Consider the following 16,495-nt stretch of genomic DNA (forward strand, 5'->3'; position numbering starts at 1 on the left):
AGGATGTGGAAATGAGTATTTTGTTAAACAACCTATAATATAAGACTTATCCACACCTGTTTGGAATGATCTTTGGCCACACTTGAAATAATTCGAATATTCGCAACGTTATCCCCCAACGGATTAAAGGACATACGGAATGAAGCAATCATTTTTTCTTGCAATTACTATTGCACTATCTCTGCCTGCACTTAGCCAGCAAACCATTTATTATTCCGACCCGGCTGAAAAATTTAAAGAAGCAAAAGAGTATTTTCAAAAAGAACAATACAGCCTGGCTTATCCATTGTTAAAGGAATTAAAACAGGATGTCAGGGAAACAAATATTGCGAATAATTCGGTCACCGTGCAGGAGGTCAATTACTACGCTACCGCATGTGCCCTGAAGCAGGGAGAGAGTCGGGCCGAGCAACAAGCGATTGACTATATTGATCTCGAAAAAAATACGGCAAGGGTTCAAATGATGAACTACCAGCTTGGGGAATTTTATTTCCGCGGGCAAGACTTTAAAAAAGCAGTTAATCATTACGAACAAGCCAATATTGCGAACCTGAGTAACAAGGATATAGCTCAAATGAAATTTCACCAGGGCTATTCATATTTTACATTACAGGATTTTGCAAAAGCCAAGCCGTTATTTAATACCATCCGCTCCATGAAGGACGATCCGAACTATTTGGATGCAAACTATTATTATGGATTCCTGGCTTTTCGTGACAAGCAATACAATGAAGCGCTGCAAAGTTTTAAAATTGTTGAAAATGAAAAAGACTATGCAACGGTAGTTCCCTATTACATCGCACAGATCTATTATATCCAGGGAAAAAAGGAAGAAGCATTGAAATATGCGGAAGCTAAGATCAAGACCGGGAAGTCGCAGTATTATGATCTCGAATTAAAGCAAATGATCGGCCATGCTTATTTCGAAAGAAAGGAATTTGATAAAGGGTTGCCTTACCTGGAAGATTATGTGAAGCGTTCACCCAAAGTTCGTCGTGAAGACTTATATGAGTTGTCCTACGCTTATTACATGAACAATGATCTGCCTAAGGCTATCGAAGGATTCAAACAGCTGAGTGGTAAGGAAGACACGCTCAGCCAGAGTGCAATGTACCTGCTGGGTGATGCTTATTTGAAAACGGGGCAAAAGAGTAATGCCAGAAATGCTTTTCTTTTTTGTGCTTCTAACAGCAGCGACCGCAAGCAGCAGGAAGTGTCGAAATTCCAGTACGCAAAACTATCTTACGAACTAGGTTACCAGGATGAAGCGCTGAATGGTCTTCGAAATTTTTTAAATGATTATCCCAACTCCACCTACACTACAGAAGCAAAAGATTTATTGGTGGCAGTATTGACCAATACCAACAACTACCGGGAGGCAGTTGCTTTGTTGGACGGCATGAGTAACCCGACACCCAATGCAAAAAGATTATATCCAAGAATCCTGTATGGGAGAGCGACTGAATTTATTAATGATGGCCGGTTGGCTGAGGCAGAAGAATTACTGGACAAAGCATTAAAAGATCCCAATAACGCTTCTGTATTACCGCTGGTTAGTTTCTGGAAAGGAGAAATCGCTTTCAGGAATAACAGAATTGATGATGCTATTAAATATTATAATGCATATGTGAGTGGTGGTTCGCCAGCAAGCGGAGAAGCTAATGCTAATACAGCCCGTTATAATCTCGGCTATTGCTATCTCCGAAAAGAAAATTACCCGGTAGCCCTGACATTTTTTGAGCCGCTGGCAAAAAGTCCGGCATTAAATTCAGACGAATTGACACAGGATGCTTACCTGCGGGCTGCCGATTGTTATTACATGGGAAAAAACTACGGCAAAGCCAAATCTATGTATGAGAATGTTATCAAATTTTCATGGCCCGACGAGGATTATGCAACTTATCAAAATGCAATGATTGCTGGTATCAGGAGTTCGAAGGATAAAATTAGCTTGCTGAGCACAATGACCAGGAAGTTTCCAACTTCCGCTTTAGTTACCGATGCTAATATGGAAATCGCCAACACGTATATGGCCGATGAGAAATTCAGCGAAGCGATTCCTTATTTGAACAATGTGATAAAAAATGGCGATAATGCCAGTCTTAAACCAAGAGCTTATTTGAAACTGGGCACTGCTTATTACAATTTAAATAATAGTGCGGAAGCATTAAGGCAATACCAGGCTTTGGTGACACAGTATCCCAATTCGCAGGATGCGGCAGATGCATTGGATAATGTAAAAACGATATATATAGAAATGGGTAAGGCGGATGAGTACGCAGCGTTTATGCGTAATGCAGGAAGGCCTATTAGTGTCAGCACGGAAGACTCCCTTACTTATGCCGCAGCAGAAAGCCAGTTTGCCAATGGAAACACTTCGGCAGCTTTGAACGCCTTCAATAATTACTTGCAAAAATTTCCTGATGGGGCCTATTCCATGGATGCTAATTTTTATCGGGGCGAGATATACAGTGGTAAAAAAGATTGGAGCAATGCTTTATCAGGATACGAAGATGTGGCTTCAGATGCACCTAACAAATATGCAGAACGGGCAATTTTGGCTGCGGCCCGTATTAATTTCTTTGAGTTAAAAAATTATGGGAAAGCTGAAACATATTATACCCAATTGGGACGTGAAGCATCTACCCAGGAACATAAATTGGAGGCCATGCGTGGTTTATTGCGTAGCCAATACCAGTTGCAGAAATGGACAGAAGCAGCCGCAAACGCAAAAGATCTTTTAACTATTAAAGGCAGCAATACCGACGACAAGGCTCTTGCAAATATGGCTATTGCAAAATCTTTTGCCGTAAACCGTCAGTATGACCAGGCCATTGCCAATTTTAAAACGGTAGTGCAGTTAAATAAAGCAGCGCTGGCCGCAGAAGCCAGGTATGAAATAGCGGAAAGCTGGTTTGCATTAAACAAATTGGGCGATGCCGAAAAAGCCGCGTTTGAAGTAATTAATAAATCGGGGTCCTACGATTATTGGATTACGAAAGCTTACATCTTATTGGGTGATGTCTATTTCAAACAGAAGGATTATTTCAATGCCAAAGCTACCTTTCAAAGCGTAGTTGATAACACAATTGAGCCGACACTGAAAAGTGAAGCTCAAAGCAAACTGTCGCAGGTAATCGAAGAAGAAAGCAGGAGCAGCAAAGTCGGAAATTGATGAATGTGGAAATTTGAAAAAGTACTAATGAGCTGATGAAATAAATGATGAAATAAAATAAGAACGCTGATAACAAACAAATTGAAAAATGGATATTCAAAATAACAGGGAGTCTTTGATTGTCCGGGTCTGTGTGATGGTGGCTTCCCCTTTTGGGGGAGGTCGGGAGGGGGCCAGTCTAAGGTTGATGAAAGAACAAACCGTCAAAATAGTCTTCTTATTCGCAGGTGTGTTTTCGATAGGCACTTCCTGGTCGCAAAAAGATACTACAAAGCCTAAATCTGTCGATATCACCTCTACTTTCAAACCTGAGTTGAAAGAAACCGGTAAATTTATTTTTAATGCGACACCGCCGACAGCAGATACCACCAAACCCCGCTTGCAATACGATATTCCTAATCCCAATCTTTTATTTGGATACCAACCCGGGTCGTTGAAACCCCTGGCTATGCAAATTGATTCAGCGGGTAAGTTTGGTAATGCGAATTATATCAAGGCCGGTTTTGGAAGCTTGAGAACACCGTATATACAAGCCGGGTTTTCGTTTGGTGATGGCAACACAGCCGGCGCCAATATTTATGCAAAACATGTTTCTTCACAGGGGAAAAGAGAATACCAGGATTTTACGAATACGCAGGTGAGATTGAGTGCTTTTTATAAGACAGCAAAAAACCTGGAATGGACCGGAAGTCTTGGGATGAAGCAGGAAAGAACTTATAAATATGGTTACCAGCCTGAGTCGCTGTCGTTCGTGAACGATTCTATTCGCCAGCGGTTTCAAACGATTTCTGCAAGGGTTGGCTTGCGTAATATCAACAGCACCGAGTTTGGTTTAAACTACTCACCGGAAATAAAAATTGACATCTTTGGCGATCATTTAAAGAATAATGAAAGCAATACAGTAGTTAATCTTCCGCTGGAGAAAAACATCGGAAAAGACTTTACGGTTAATCTCGGTTTAACATTCGATCTTACCCGTCTTTCACCAAAAGACAAATCAGCAGTGAATAATACAACATGGTATATTTCTCCGGCTGTTTTGTATAAAAGCCCTTCCTTAAGATTGCAGGCAGGTATACGTCCCTCATGGGATAATTCAACTTTCAAAATGTTTCCCAACATCCTGGCCGAAATCGGAACCTATGATCAGCGCTTTACGTTCCAGGCCGGATGGACAGGTTATATCCGGAAGACAACGTTTCAATACCTCGCCTCACAGAATCCCTGGCTTTGGGCGCCCACTTCATTGTTGAACACATGGATCGAAGAACGCTATGCAGGATTTAAAGGTGCAGTAGGCGATCATTTCACTTATAGTGCCAAGGTAGCTTTCAATAAATTAAATAATCAGCCTTTATTCGTCAACGATACATCAGCAGCAGGCGATGGTAAGTCATTCCAGGTTGTGAATGCAAAACGGGTAAATGTGTTGAACCTGGGCGGCGAGTTGGGCTATACGGTGGAGGAAAAATTTTCAGTCATCACCAGTCTTAGTTTCAACCAATATACCGGTTTGCAGGAGCAGCGAAAGGCATGGGGTTTACTACCTCTCGAATTAAATACTGCACTTCGCCTGCAGGTGATAAAAGATCTGTGGTTAAAAGGTGATCTGTTTGCCTGGAATGGTCCCCGTTACCTTCGTAGGGATGGCTCAGACGGTAAATTAAAAGGAGCGGTGGATTTAAACGCAGGACTTGAATTCAAGATTCAAAAAAATATTAGCCTTTGGACACAGTTTAATAATATATTTAATAAGGAATACCAACGATGGAACCAATACCCGGTCTACGGATTTAATTTCGTTGGTGGCATCATCTTTTCGTTCGATCAAAAGAATTAGTAATGGGCGGAGAATTGTATCAATATCTTGTTTTACACAAAAAGCTGAATATTCCCGGTGTGGGTACTTTCTTATTGGAAAGAAAACCGGCTGATATTGATTTTGTCAACAAGATGGTGAATCCCCCGGCCTATACTGTTGCTTTGCATCACGGCAATACTGCTCCATCAGGGAATGTTTTCAGCTGGCTGGCCGCTGTACTTAATGTCTCTGAAACAGATGCAATACGCCGGTTTAATGATTTTGCCTTCGATGTTAAGAATAGGGTGATGAGTGATGGGAAATTTCACTGGGAAGGCGTGGGTACGCTTAGTAAAGGAATGGCCGGTGAAATCCGCTTTGACCCATCGTTAAAAGATATGAAAACGGGAACGCCTGTTCCCGCTGTAAAAGTGATCAGGGATAACGTTGAGCATACAATGCTGGTAGGGGAGCAGGAAAAAACTTCTTCCGAAATGATAGAGCTACTGGCTCCGTCAACAGCCAGAAAAACCTACTGGTGGGGAATAGCATTGATTGTTGGCTTACTGGCTTTCATTTTTATCGCTTTGTATCTTTCTTCCAATGGGGTAGATACTTCTTCAACCGGTAATCAAAAAAAGGTTACTCCCAACGAGGAGTCGGCAACGTATAAAACAGCTCCTTAATTTTTGACTGGTTTGTTTTTCCCCATAGTTTATTGTCTAAGATTGTGTCTAAAAATGTAAAAGTAGAACGCTGATTATTATGATTTATTAAGATGAAATCAGCGAAAACCATCATTATCTTACCATATCTGCGCCTGCCTGCCGACAGGCAAGTTCTAATCGGAAAAATTTAAACAACTTCTAACTCGGGTTGAATCTTCCCTATCGACAGGCAGGTCTTCACCGGAAAAATATTCACTATCAGCCGGTATAAAAATGAATATTTTTTATGACGCATTTCAATTTACTTTGCTGCCTGTTTTAACAGTTATTTTCAATGACCGGAAGAATACATTATCAATTTTGTCCTGTTTGTAATTCTGCAGCTATCCATCCTGTATTGCAGGTAAAAGACCATACTGTAACGGGTGAGATGTTTGCTATTTATGAATGTGCTGATTGTTCGCTTCGTTTTACACAGGATGCGCCGGACAGTAATCACATAGCGCCTTATTACAAAGCAGAAAGCTATATTTCCCATACGAATACTACGAAGGGATTCATCAATAGGATTTATCATTTTGTAAGAAGAAAAACAATTGTTCAGAAAAGAAAATTGATAGAGAGAACTACGGGCTTGAACAGGGACAACCTACTTGATGTGGGTAGTGGCGTTGGCTCCTTCATTCATGAAATGAAGCAACACGGCTGGATGGCTACGGGCATCGAACCGGATGCAGATGCACGGAAAGTGGCTCATGATACCTATTCTCTTGAGCTTGCAGAAGCAAATCAATTTTATCAGCTTCCCGCTGATCATTTTGATGCGATCACTCTTTGGCATGTATTGGAACATGTACACGAACTTTCAAAATATGTTCAGCAATTGAAGGCCGTATTGAAAGACACTGGAAGAATTTTTATTGCTGTACCAAACTACACGTCCGGCGATGCAACATTTTACCAGCAATATTGGGCTGCTTATGACGTGCCGAGGCATTTGTATCATTTTTCTCCCCGTTCGATAGAGAAACTCATGGAACGACATGGGCTGGGTATCCTGGCCTATAAGCCTATGTGGTATGACAGCTTCTACATTTCCCTGTTGAGCAGCCGTTACAAGAATGCCCGCCTGCCGGACAGGCAGGGAAAAACAAATTGGATCGCCGCTTTTTTCAATGGCCTGCAATCCAATTTTTCGGCGTTATTGGATAAGAAAAAATGCAGTTCCGTAATATATGTGATTGGAAAAAAATAAAAAACCGGAAGAAGCATAAGATTGTAATACGCAAATTTATTTTCACTTTTCACATTTGCCTTCTCACTTCTATTAGCTACTTACTTAACTCTATCTCGTATAGCTCCGGCCATTTTTTACCAGTGATATAGATTTTTTTGGTAGCGCTGTCATAGGCTATACCGTTGGGCACATCAGCCACCGGGTCTTTTGCCTTCACCCGGGTCCATACATCGGTCAGATCAATTTTACCAACGATGGCGCCGCTGCCCGGATCTATTTTTAAGATATAAGGCGCCTGCCATTGGTTAGCATAAATATAACCGTCAATATACTCCAGTTCATTCAGGTTGTAGGAAAGACTGCCACCTTCGGTGACAGATTGTGTTCTCAACAATTGAAAAGTAGACGGATTATAATAATAAAGATTGCTGCTGCCGTCACTCACAATCAGCTCTTCTCCGTTTGTGGTAATGCCCCAACCTTCTGTATCCAGCGGAAACTCTTTTATCTTCTTAAAATCCTTCAACATGTAAACAAACACCACTTTTTCCTGCCAGGTAAGTTGATAGATCGTGTCACGCAGGATAGTGATGCCTTCGCCAAAATATTTACTATCCAAAGAAATTTGCTGTTGAATTTTGCCGGTGTTGAGATCTACCTTCATTAAATGAGAATGTCCTTTTTCGCCGGTTCCTTCATACAAATTCCCTGCATACAATTGCAAACCCTGGGTAAAGGAAGATGTATCATGGGGGTATGTTTTTACGATAGCGTAGCCAATTGCTTTTGGTGGAGCTGCTGCAGGAGTATTTACAGTAGAGTCGTTATTGGCGTCAGTATTGCCGCAGGCCGCAAGTAAAAGAATCGTAAGGGCAAAAAGAATAGATTTCATTTATTATTTCATTGAGTTTGATGGCAGCAGGCAAAAATAAGGGATGACTGCTTTTGGATTTGTTAAACGTTGGCGGACTATTTTTCAAGACTCGTAAAATTACTATCTAAAAAATTGATTGCTAATTCATAAAATGTTTTATATTTGATTTCAACAAGCGAATACTTCGTGACCCTCTGAATTCATTATCCCCCGAACACCGCATAATTCTGAATCCTTAGCTTTTATTTTTCCAATGCCACGTGAAGGCTCATGGTCAATTGTTATTGCCATGTATTACCGATTACCCGACTTATTGAGCTATGCGGATCTACCTACTGGCATTTTTGCTACTAATCAGTACCGGCCAATTAATGGCACAAAGGGAATGTTCGTCTTTTGACTATCTCGAAAGCGAAGCCAAAGCAAATCCTTCCGTTAAATATACTGTAGAACGAATCGAAAGTTTTATTCAGCGCCAATTAAATAAAGCATCCGGGTTAGCGGGGAGGCCTCATGTTGGCAGCGTCATTAAAATTCCCGTAGTAGTACATGTTCTCTACAATAAAGCTTCAGAAAATGTTACCGATGAACTAGTGCTGGAGCAAATAAAAATCTTAAACGACAATTTTCGCCGCCGGGCCGCCGATACAACTAATACTCCTGAATGGTTTAAAACAATTGCCGCGGATTGTGGTATAGAATTTCAACTGGCCACTTCTGATCCCCAACGGAGGGTTACTACCGGCATCGTAAGAAAATATACCGCGGTAACAAAGTGGAGTGCCGATGATCAAATGAAGCAATCCGCAAAAGGTGGCGCCGATGCATGGGACACCAAAAGCTACCTGAATATCTGGGTTTGCAACCTGGCCAGTATTGCCGGGTATTCCAGCTTTCCCGGCGGACCAGCAGATAAAGATGGTGTAGTGATTGCAAGAAATGTTTTTGGAAGAAGCTCGAGAGCCGGTTATGAACAGGGCAAAACAGCCGTGCATGAAATTGGTCACTGGCTGGGCTTAAGACATATTTGGGGTGACAGCTATTGTGGTGATGACTGGGTAAACGATACGCCGAAGCAAGGCAATTTTACACCAGGTTGTCCTTCGGGCATACGACCTTCCTGCAGCAGTGGCCCGCACGGTGATATGTATATGAACTTTATGGACCTGACCCAGGATGGATGCATCAATCTATTTACCGAAGGGCAGAAGGAAAGAATGAGAACTTTATTTGAAACCGATGGTGCAAGAAATGGCATTCTTTCATCAATTGGTTTATTACCTGCCCTATACGCCGCACCGGAACCATTTGAAGAAGTGCCAACCACCTTGCAGGCGAAAATATATCCCAATCCTGCTACCAGTGAAATTATTCTTGACCTTTCCTACGACATTAGATGGATGGGGCAGGTTGTAAGAGTAATTAATTTACAGGGCCAACCGGTGACCCAGGCAACTGCTAATACTAAATTAGTTAAGATTGATATTGCTAAACTTACTCCCGGTATTTATTTCCTTTTGGCCAAAAAAGAAGACGGGGAGACGATCAAACAAAAGTTCATAAAATTGTAGAACAACCATCAACTTCATGTTGATCCGGGGTCGTTGCAAAACGACCCTTTTTATTTATACAAACTGTTCCAGCAAAGCAATTCTTTTTTCAATCGGTGGATGGGTGGCGAATAAATTATCCCAGGATGCTGATTTATGAACCGATGGTGTGGGGTTATCAATAAATAACTGCGCTACATCGCGACTTTCTACCGCCTCAATCATGGGATCGGCAGAGATTTTTCGTAAGGCCGATGCCAACGCGTAAGGTTTTTTGGTGATTTCCGCGGCGCCGGCATCTGCCAGGTACTCCCGCTTGCGGCTTATGCCAAAGCGGAGCAAAACAGAGATCAAATAAGCAACAGCAGTAATGGCGATGACAATAAGAATGATAGCCCCGCTTCCTTTTCCATTTTTGTCACTTTTGCGACCAGCAAACCGGAGACTTCTGAAAGCCATTTCGGCCACAAATGAAAAAATGCCGACAAAGATGATGGAAATGATCAGCAGCCTGACATCACGATTGCGGATATGCGATAGCTCGTGTGCCAAAACACCTTCCAGTTCTTCATCCGACAATTTATTAATGATACCTGTTGATAAAGAAATAGCATAAGAGTTACTATTAATGCCGCTGGCAAATGCATTTAACGAATCGTCTGCAATGATATTAAGCTTGGGCATTTTCATGCCCTGCGAGATACAGATATTCTCGAGCAGGTTGTAAACACGTTTATTTTCTTTCCGCTCCAGCGATTTCGATCCCGTCGCCATCCTGATAAAAGCGCTATGCCCGGCCCACGCAATCAGGAACCATATTCCCACTCCAATCAAAACAAAGGGAATAATCCGTATAAAATATTGATTGGCCTGATCCGTGTCATGCTCATTGGTAAAAAATAAGATCGCATAACACATTGCCAGTAGTAAAACCGGGAATGCGATAAGCAGTAAAACAGAGTTGAGGTTGTTTTTTCTGATCTGGCTAAATAATCCAATGTATTGCATTTATATTCTCCGCCAACTGGCGGACCAGGGGCTTTTAGAATTGAATTGTTGGTGGTTCTTCCATTTGTTTGCGGGTATCTGTACCAAGATCAAAGAAAATTTCACGAAGGAAACCAAAATTCCTGGCGATCATGTTGCTGGGAAAAGATTCCACGGCGTTATTGTATTCAGTAGTGGCGCCATTGAAGAAACGCCGCGAGGCGGCCAGTTTGTTTTCAATATCGCTTAGCTCTCCCTGTAGTTGAAGAAAATTTTGATTGGCCTTCAGATCAGGATAGGCTTCTACCTGGACTCTTAATCCCTGCAAAGCCGCACCCAGTTGCTGTTCCGCTTTGATCTTATCATCAATTGTATGAGCGGCCATCGCAGCCGACCGGGCTTCCGTAATCCGCATCAACAATTCTTTTTCGTGGGTCGCATAGCCTTTAACGGTTTCCACCAGTTGTGGTACAAGGTCGTGGCGTTGACGCAGCTGAACATCAATGTCAGCAAACGCATTTTGTCGCCGGTTGCGAAGTTTCACCAATCCATTGTAAAGACTGGTCAACCAAATAGAGATCAATACAAGGATGGCGATGATAATAATTACTGCCATTGGTAGGGAGGTTTAGTGGATCATGAAATTAAATAAAAAACCGGGAACTGTTTGAAGTTCCCGGCGGCAAGCCTAAGCTTCCATTTCGCTAAAATATTCGGATAAAAAACGCTTTCATGTCATTCCATGATGCAGAGTCGGCAGCAGCATCATACTTAATAGGTATTTTAAATTTTTCACCCATGGCGGTAGCATTGGGGTTGGTGAAAGCATGTACTGCACCTTCATATGCTTTAAAGGTGTATTTGGCCCCGACAGAGTCCATTTGTTTTTTAAACATATCCACTTCCTTTTGCGGTACAAAAGGATCAGCGGCGCCATGGCAAACCAATACCTCTGCTTTTAATTTTGATTTATCCAATGGTACACCCAGGAGGTTGCCATGAAAACTTACCACGCCTTTCAGGTCTTCGCCCATCCTGGCCAGGTTCAGTACCTGCGCACCTCCGAAGCAGTAACCAATAGCCGCAATTTTGGTAACATCGGTTTGAGGATAGGTTTTTAGTTTTTCCAATGCTGCGTCAAACCTTGCTTTGGTCATTTGCGGGTCTTTATAAAATGGTGTTGCATATTTTCCTGCAGAATCCGGGTTGTCCGCCGTTTTACCATTGCCATACATATCTACCGCCATAGCAATATAGCCCAATTCGGCCAATTGTTTGGCGCGGCTCTTAGCATAATCATTTAGCCCCCACCATTCATGAATAACAAGAACGGCTGGTCTTGCTCCTTCCTTGTTTTCATCATACACCACGTAGCCATTCATGGTTGTGTTATCGCCTGTATAAGTAACATTATCCTCTTTGAGGCTTGGTGTTTTTGTAGTAACTGAGTCTTTCATTTCTTTTTCTTTTGGTGAACTTTCGTTGTTACAGGATGAAAAAGAGATTGCAAGAATAAGTATCGCCAGGTTGAAAAGATGTTTTGTTCGCATGGTTACAAATTTGGTTGACAATAAACTTGAGATCATTAAAGTTCCGAAAAAACTTGTTGACCACGATAATTTGTGCTTTGATTATTTCATCCAGCCAAGATGGGTATGTTTAAAATCATCTTTATACTTAAGACCATATCCCAATAAACGGTCGAAAGAGGAGTGGGCAAATAAAAGTGCACCGGCAAGCAACATAATATCTTGTTTCAATAAAAATCCGGCAATAGCGATTGTTAAGGCTATTCCTTTGTGGTGAAAAATATTATAGGCAAAAGCTCCCACCCGTGTATTGACGAAGTAAGCTGCAAATGAAATATCGGGTGAAAGAAAAAGTAATAGCCATGCCCACCAGCTAAACTCAACGGGTAATAAATCAAGGACAATGATGCCAAGTGCCATTTGGGCCAGCTCCTCCAGTTGCAATATTTTTTTCACGATTTGTGTTTTACAGCACAAAGATGTTGCAGGTGAAGGGCCCATCGCATTAACAAAAGATAATAAAATTGAAGGGGCTATTTTTTCTGTATCCTGTTTCGGATACGACTAAGGCTAACAGGAGTGATGCCCAGGTAATTGGCGATATAATGTTGAGGAATGCGTTCCAGGATTTTTTGTTTATTACTTTCTATCAGCTGCTGGTACCTTTCTTCCGGGCCGAGCATCAGCAAGCCGACCATTCTTTCTTCCAGTCCGATAGCCAAATACTCCGCCAACAGCCTGCCAAAACGTTCCCATTGCCGGCTTTGTTTGTAAAGCGATAAAAGTGTTTCATAACTAAAAACCAACAGGTCACAATCAATCAGTGCTTCAATCGTCAACTTGGAAGGCTGTCCGGTAAGACAACTCATATAGGAACTCATCAAATGATTTTCAAAATAGAAATAGGTCGTTTTCTCTTCACCATTCCGGGTGTAATACTGTCTTAAGTTTCCCCGGATCACAAAGGCAATATTTTTTTCACGTTTACCTTCTGCAATAAATGCCTGGCCTTTTTTGAGTTTTTTTTCCTGCAAATGAGGTGTAAGCAGATTCCATTCATCATCACTTAACAGGACAAATCGTTGAATGTAACTTCGCAGCATCGACGCTTTTTCCAATGAGATCATATACTGAAGTTAAGACCCAAGTTAGTGATAGAAGATAAAACGCCTGGTGTTTTATTCATGAATGATTTTCCAGTTGTCACTGCGGTTTATGAGCCGTTGCTGTTTTGGGGATGGGCAATAAAGTAAAAATTGTATAACCGGCAAACAGTTTTTTCCTCATTTCATTATCTTGTATGCTTATTAAGAAAATAGAATGATAAAAAAATATTTCTTCTTTATTGGCGCCGCCTTTTTATTTATTCACTCCCGTGCGCAGATGAGTGGCAAAATGGATTTTGAAAAATACAATCCGCCGTCTACGTTGGTAGTGCCTGAGCATAAAGTGACTAAAGCAAAATATCCTTTTATTGATGTACATAATCATCAATTCAGCATGCCTGATATGGATTTAAGCAGCCTGATTACAGAAATGAATAAATTGAATATGAAGATAATGGTGAACCTGAGCGGTCAAAGTGGAGATCAGATCAAAAAATCAATAGCCAATATAAAAGATCACTATCCCAAACGATTTATTGTTTTTGCAAACGTTGATTTTAAAAATGTAGGTGAACAGGGGTGGGGCGAAAAGGCTGCCAGGCAATTGGAGACAGATGTGAAGAACGGTGCTAATGGCCTGAAGATCTACAAGAATCTTGGATTTTCTGTCACGGATATTAGTGGCAAACGGGTAGCAGTAGATGATCAAAGACTTGATCCTGTTTGGGAAAAGGCCGGAGAATTAAAGATTCCCGTATTGATCCACACGGCTGATCCAAAATCATTCTGGGAGCCCATGGATGAGAATAATGAACGCTGGCTGGAATTGGCCACTCATCCAAATCGTAAAAAAGACGATGCACATCCGGCTCCATGGGACACATTGATTGCGGAGCAACACCGTTTATTTAAAAGTCATCCAAAGACCACATTTATCGCCGCCCATTTTGGCTGGTACCCCAATGATTTAAAAAAGTTGGGACAGTTACTGGATGAAATGCCCAACGTGGTAGTGGAGTTTGGTGCCGTAATTGCTGAATTAGGCCGACAGCCAAAAACTGCCAGCCAATTCTTCACTAAATACCAGGACAGGATATTATTCGGTAAAGACAGTTGGGTGCCCGACGAGTATGCTACTTATTTCCGTGTGCTGGAAACGGAAGATGAATACTTCCCTTATCATAAAAAATACCATGCATTCTGGGCCATGTACGGGATGGGCTTGCCGGATACGATTTTGAAAAAAATTTATTATAAAAATGCCTTGCGCATCATTCCGAATATTGACAAAACGTTGTTCCCGGACTAACGGGTTTTAATAAACTAAATGAAAAATAATAATTCAGGGTTATTCTCAAGGGAATAAGGAATAGGATAAAATGACAATATGTACCTTGCGCCCTGAATTTTTGAAGTGATGTATTACATTGTTTTCGGCTTGTTGTATGCTCTCTCTTTGTTTCCGATGAGGGTGTTGTATTTGTTTTCCGATCTTACCGCTTTCATTTTCTATTATGTTGTTGGTTACCGAAAAGAAGTGGTAATGGATAATTTGTCGCAGGCATTCCCGGACAAAACTGAAGCGGAACGAAAAGTAATCGCCAAAAAATTTTATCGCAGTTTTGTTGACCACTGGGCAGAAACGGTAAAACTGCTTTCAATCAGCAGGAGATCGTTAAATAAAAGGATAACCGGCAATTTTGAAATATTTTACCAATTACATCAATCAGGCAGATCAGTACAGGCAAACCTGGGACATTTTTTTAATTGGGAATTAATGACCCTGCATGCAGGCATCAACCAGCCTTATACTTTTCTTACCGTATACCTGCCGCAGAGTAATAAAGTGATGAACAGGCTTATTCTTTACATCAGGGGTCGGTGGGGTAATCCTTTGTTAGCAAGTTCTGACATGGCCCGTGCTATTATCCCATGGCGAAAAAAACAATACCTGATTGCTCTTGGTGCTGACCAGCGTCCCGCATTCCCGGATAATGCGTATTGGCTAAATTTTTTAAACCGGCCAGCGGCTTTTGTAAAAGGGCCTGAAAAATTTGCCCGCGGGCAAAATATACCGGTCGTGATGATGACCACTACCCGGAAAAAAAGAGGGCATTATCATTTTGACTATTTTTTGTTAGCTGATGAGTTAAAGCTATTGCCCGATGGAGAATTGATCAGGCGGTATGTGCGGCACCTGGAAGAAAATATTCGTCTTCAGCCTGAACTTTATCTATGGAGTCACAAACGCTGGAAACATCAGTGGAAACCCGATTATGAGAATATGTGGGTAGATGATGTTCCGCCTATGGCGTCCGGTGCAGATTGATAAATATGGGTTTTCGGGTGGGTTTAGTTAAAGATTCCAGCCGAATAACTGTCCATATATTGGCGATAGTAATTCTTTATTGTTTGACTATAGGTCCTGCTATAATCGAGCAGCTTCGTATGCCAATCGGCGGTATACCCAAATGCGATAAGATCATCAGGGATAGCTGCGCCTTTTCGACCGGCACTTCTCAGTTGCGCAGAAGCAGTAAGAATGGCCATATCATTAATGACCCGGCCCAGGTCTTTTGAGTTATCTCTTATCAACTTAAAATCTATTTTATCAGAACTGGGTTGTAATTCTCTTATAACATAATCCCTATCTCTAAAACGGGCAGAACCTAGCAGTGCCGGCGAATTATTCTGCATATATTCTTCTATCGTGCATATGCGTTCCGATTCACTTGACCATTTGGGTTGAGGTATGGCTATATAGGGTAAGAGGCTTGATGCGCTTACTTCTTTCATATCAAGCAGGAGAAAGTTGTTTGATTTTTCTGAATGCTGCAATAAAAAGCAATAACGATTAATACCTATACTTCCCGTTCCTGCAATACGGAAAGCAATATCAATGCAGTGATATTGCTTTAATTTTTTATTGTTGGCACTCCATTCCCCGATATGGGTGTACAACTCTTGTTTCAACTTTTCATCTAAAGCATAGTGGCGATCGTTATCGATTAAAAGTCTTGGTTTGTATTTTCCACCCGTTATTCTGTCACGTAGCAGTTCTTTTGTTTTTCTTTCGGCAACATGGGTTAGAAATTCCCGGACTACACCTTTCGCTACCTGGGGTTCTATATACAAGGCTTTCCCTTTCCTCAGGGTATGTGAGTAGGTATCCAAAAATAAAGTGGCCAGTTTTTCTGCTTCAGTTGTAGTAATGTGCAACGAATCGAACGCAACAAAAATGCTGGTGATCAAGCGGGCAATTTCCCATAATGCAGGAGCCAGTATTGCTTCGCCAAAATCATTGAGGTCAAAATACACCAACCGGTTATTGCCTTTAAAACTGCCAAAATTTTCCAGGTGCAGATCACCGCAGATCCAGGTTGCAGGCGAAGCGGGAAAATTATTGCTATTGTTAAAAAGATCTTCATAGAACAAATGGCAGGTGCCGCGAAAGAATCTGAATTCATTTTCTGCAAGCCTTGCATATTTAACCTGCACGGATTCTTTCAGCAGTGATTGATTGAATTCTTTTATTCGTTCGGTTACGGTTGCCATAAGAACAAAAATG

The 16,495-nt window shown here is 41.5% G+C and carries 14 protein-coding genes; 7 read left to right on the top strand and 7 right to left on the bottom strand.

Annotated elements, in window-relative coordinates; all coding sequences use genetic code 11:
- Positions 1–139 precede the first annotated feature (139 nt).
- From ACFEL9_RS24460 to ACFEL9_RS24475, 4 genes are all read left to right on the top strand, one after another.
- Positions 140–3,175 carry a tetratricopeptide repeat protein gene (locus tag ACFEL9_RS24460; RefSeq protein ID WP_385895564.1) on the top strand — a complete coding sequence of 1,012 codons (3,036 nt, stop codon included), beginning with the start codon at positions 140–142 and terminating at the stop codon, positions 3,173–3,175.
- A gap of 88 nt (positions 3,176–3,263) precedes the next feature.
- Entirely contained in the window at positions 3,264–5,015 is a 1,752-nt protein-coding gene (locus ACFEL9_RS24465; RefSeq protein ID WP_385895566.1) for a TonB-dependent receptor, read from the top strand.
- 2 nt (positions 5,016–5,017) lie between these two features.
- Positions 5,018–5,662, top strand: coding sequence for a hypothetical protein (locus ACFEL9_RS24470; RefSeq protein WP_385895568.1), 645 nt, complete (start codon positions 5,018–5,020; stop codon positions 5,660–5,662).
- Positions 5,663–5,978: 316 nt separating this feature from the next.
- Positions 5,979–6,899 (top strand): class I SAM-dependent methyltransferase, encoded by a 921-nt coding sequence (locus ACFEL9_RS24475; protein ID WP_385895571.1) that lies wholly within the window; start codon positions 5,979–5,981, stop codon positions 6,897–6,899.
- A gap of 76 nt (positions 6,900–6,975) precedes the next feature.
- On the opposite strand, the gene ACFEL9_RS24480 is transcribed toward ACFEL9_RS24475, so the two are convergent.
- Entirely contained in the window at positions 6,976–7,773 is a 798-nt protein-coding gene (locus ACFEL9_RS24480; RefSeq protein ID WP_385895572.1) for a glutaminyl-peptide cyclotransferase, read from the bottom strand.
- A 353-nt stretch (positions 7,774–8,126) separates the two neighbouring features.
- Here ACFEL9_RS24480 and ACFEL9_RS24485 point away from each other — a divergent pair, with 353 nt between their 5' ends.
- The gene (locus ACFEL9_RS24485; protein ID WP_385895573.1) at positions 8,127–9,326 is read left to right on the top strand and encodes a T9SS type A sorting domain-containing protein; all 1,200 of its coding nucleotides are present in this window, start codon (positions 8,127–8,129) and stop codon (positions 9,324–9,326) included.
- 54 nt (positions 9,327–9,380) lie between these two features.
- Here ACFEL9_RS24485 and ACFEL9_RS24490 read toward each other — a convergent pair whose 3' ends face one another.
- From ACFEL9_RS24490 to ACFEL9_RS24510, 5 genes are all read right to left on the bottom strand, one after another.
- On the bottom strand, positions 9,381–10,313 hold the full coding sequence (locus tag ACFEL9_RS24490) for a M48 family metallopeptidase (protein ID WP_385895576.1): 933 nt from the start codon (positions 10,311–10,313) through the stop codon (positions 9,381–9,383).
- 34 nt (positions 10,314–10,347) lie between these two features.
- Positions 10,348–10,908, bottom strand: a complete 561-nt coding sequence (locus ACFEL9_RS24495; RefSeq protein WP_385895578.1) for a LemA family protein — start codon at positions 10,906–10,908, stop codon at positions 10,348–10,350.
- 88 nt (positions 10,909–10,996) lie between these two features.
- Positions 10,997–11,842, bottom strand: a complete 846-nt coding sequence (locus tag ACFEL9_RS24500) for a dienelactone hydrolase family protein (protein WP_385895580.1) — start codon at positions 11,840–11,842, stop codon at positions 10,997–10,999.
- An 81-nt stretch (positions 11,843–11,923) separates the two neighbouring features.
- Positions 11,924–12,277 (bottom strand): DUF4260 domain-containing protein, encoded by a 354-nt coding sequence (locus tag ACFEL9_RS24505; RefSeq protein ID WP_385895582.1) that lies wholly within the window; start codon positions 12,275–12,277, stop codon positions 11,924–11,926.
- A 77-nt stretch (positions 12,278–12,354) separates the two neighbouring features.
- Positions 12,355–12,948 (bottom strand): Crp/Fnr family transcriptional regulator, encoded by a 594-nt coding sequence (locus ACFEL9_RS24510; RefSeq protein WP_385895584.1) that lies wholly within the window; start codon positions 12,946–12,948, stop codon positions 12,355–12,357.
- Between the two features lie 193 nt (positions 12,949–13,141).
- Between ACFEL9_RS24510 and ACFEL9_RS24515 the strand changes: the two genes are divergently transcribed.
- Both ACFEL9_RS24515 and ACFEL9_RS24520 read left to right on the top strand, forming a co-directional pair.
- A complete protein-coding gene (locus ACFEL9_RS24515) occupies positions 13,142–14,236 on the top strand; it encodes an amidohydrolase family protein (RefSeq protein WP_385895587.1) in 1,095 nt (364 codons plus the stop codon).
- 108 nt (positions 14,237–14,344) lie between these two features.
- Entirely contained in the window at positions 14,345–15,256 is a 912-nt protein-coding gene (locus ACFEL9_RS24520; protein ID WP_385895589.1) for a lysophospholipid acyltransferase family protein, read from the top strand.
- A gap of 23 nt (positions 15,257–15,279) precedes the next feature.
- On the opposite strand, the gene ACFEL9_RS24525 is transcribed toward ACFEL9_RS24520, so the two are convergent.
- Positions 15,280–16,482 carry a DUF2252 domain-containing protein gene (locus ACFEL9_RS24525; protein WP_385895592.1) on the bottom strand — a complete coding sequence of 401 codons (1,203 nt, stop codon included), beginning with the start codon at positions 16,480–16,482 and terminating at the stop codon, positions 15,280–15,282.
- Positions 16,483–16,495 lie beyond the last annotated feature (13 nt).

The organism is Terrimonas alba (genome assembly GCF_042434975.1).
In the GTDB taxonomy this organism is placed as follows: Bacteria; Bacteroidota; Bacteroidia; order Chitinophagales; family Chitinophagaceae; genus Terrimonas_B; species Terrimonas_B alba.

Bases quoted from the DNA above. Each gene is read 5' to 3' on its own strand.
- ACFEL9_RS24460 (WP_385895564.1), top strand. From the start codon at position 140: ATGAAGCAATCATTTTTTCTTGCAATTACTATTGCACTATCTCTGCCT.
- ACFEL9_RS24465 (WP_385895566.1), top strand. From the start codon at position 3,264: ATGGATATTCAAAATAACAGGGAGTCTTTGATTGTCCGGGTCTGTGTG.
- ACFEL9_RS24470 (WP_385895568.1), top strand. From the start codon at position 5,018: ATGGGCGGAGAATTGTATCAATATCTTGTTTTACACAAAAAGCTGAAT.
- ACFEL9_RS24475 (WP_385895571.1), top strand. From the start codon at position 5,979: ATGACCGGAAGAATACATTATCAATTTTGTCCTGTTTGTAATTCTGCA.
- ACFEL9_RS24480 (WP_385895572.1), bottom strand. From the start codon at position 7,773: ATGAAATCTATTCTTTTTGCCCTTACGATTCTTTTACTTGCGGCCTGC.
- ACFEL9_RS24485 (WP_385895573.1), top strand. From the start codon at position 8,127: ATGGCACAAAGGGAATGTTCGTCTTTTGACTATCTCGAAAGCGAAGCC.
- ACFEL9_RS24490 (WP_385895576.1), bottom strand. From the start codon at position 10,313: ATGCAATACATTGGATTATTTAGCCAGATCAGAAAAAACAACCTCAAC.
- ACFEL9_RS24495 (WP_385895578.1), bottom strand. From the start codon at position 10,908: ATGGCAGTAATTATTATCATCGCCATCCTTGTATTGATCTCTATTTGG.
- ACFEL9_RS24500 (WP_385895580.1), bottom strand. From the start codon at position 11,842: ATGCGAACAAAACATCTTTTCAACCTGGCGATACTTATTCTTGCAATC.
- ACFEL9_RS24510 (WP_385895584.1), bottom strand. From the start codon at position 12,948: ATGATCTCATTGGAAAAAGCGTCGATGCTGCGAAGTTACATTCAACGA.
- ACFEL9_RS24515 (WP_385895587.1), top strand. From the start codon at position 13,142: ATGATAAAAAAATATTTCTTCTTTATTGGCGCCGCCTTTTTATTTATT.
- ACFEL9_RS24520 (WP_385895589.1), top strand. From the start codon at position 14,345: ATGTATTACATTGTTTTCGGCTTGTTGTATGCTCTCTCTTTGTTTCCG.
- ACFEL9_RS24525 (WP_385895592.1), bottom strand. From the start codon at position 16,482: ATGGCAACCGTAACCGAACGAATAAAAGAATTCAATCAATCACTGCTG.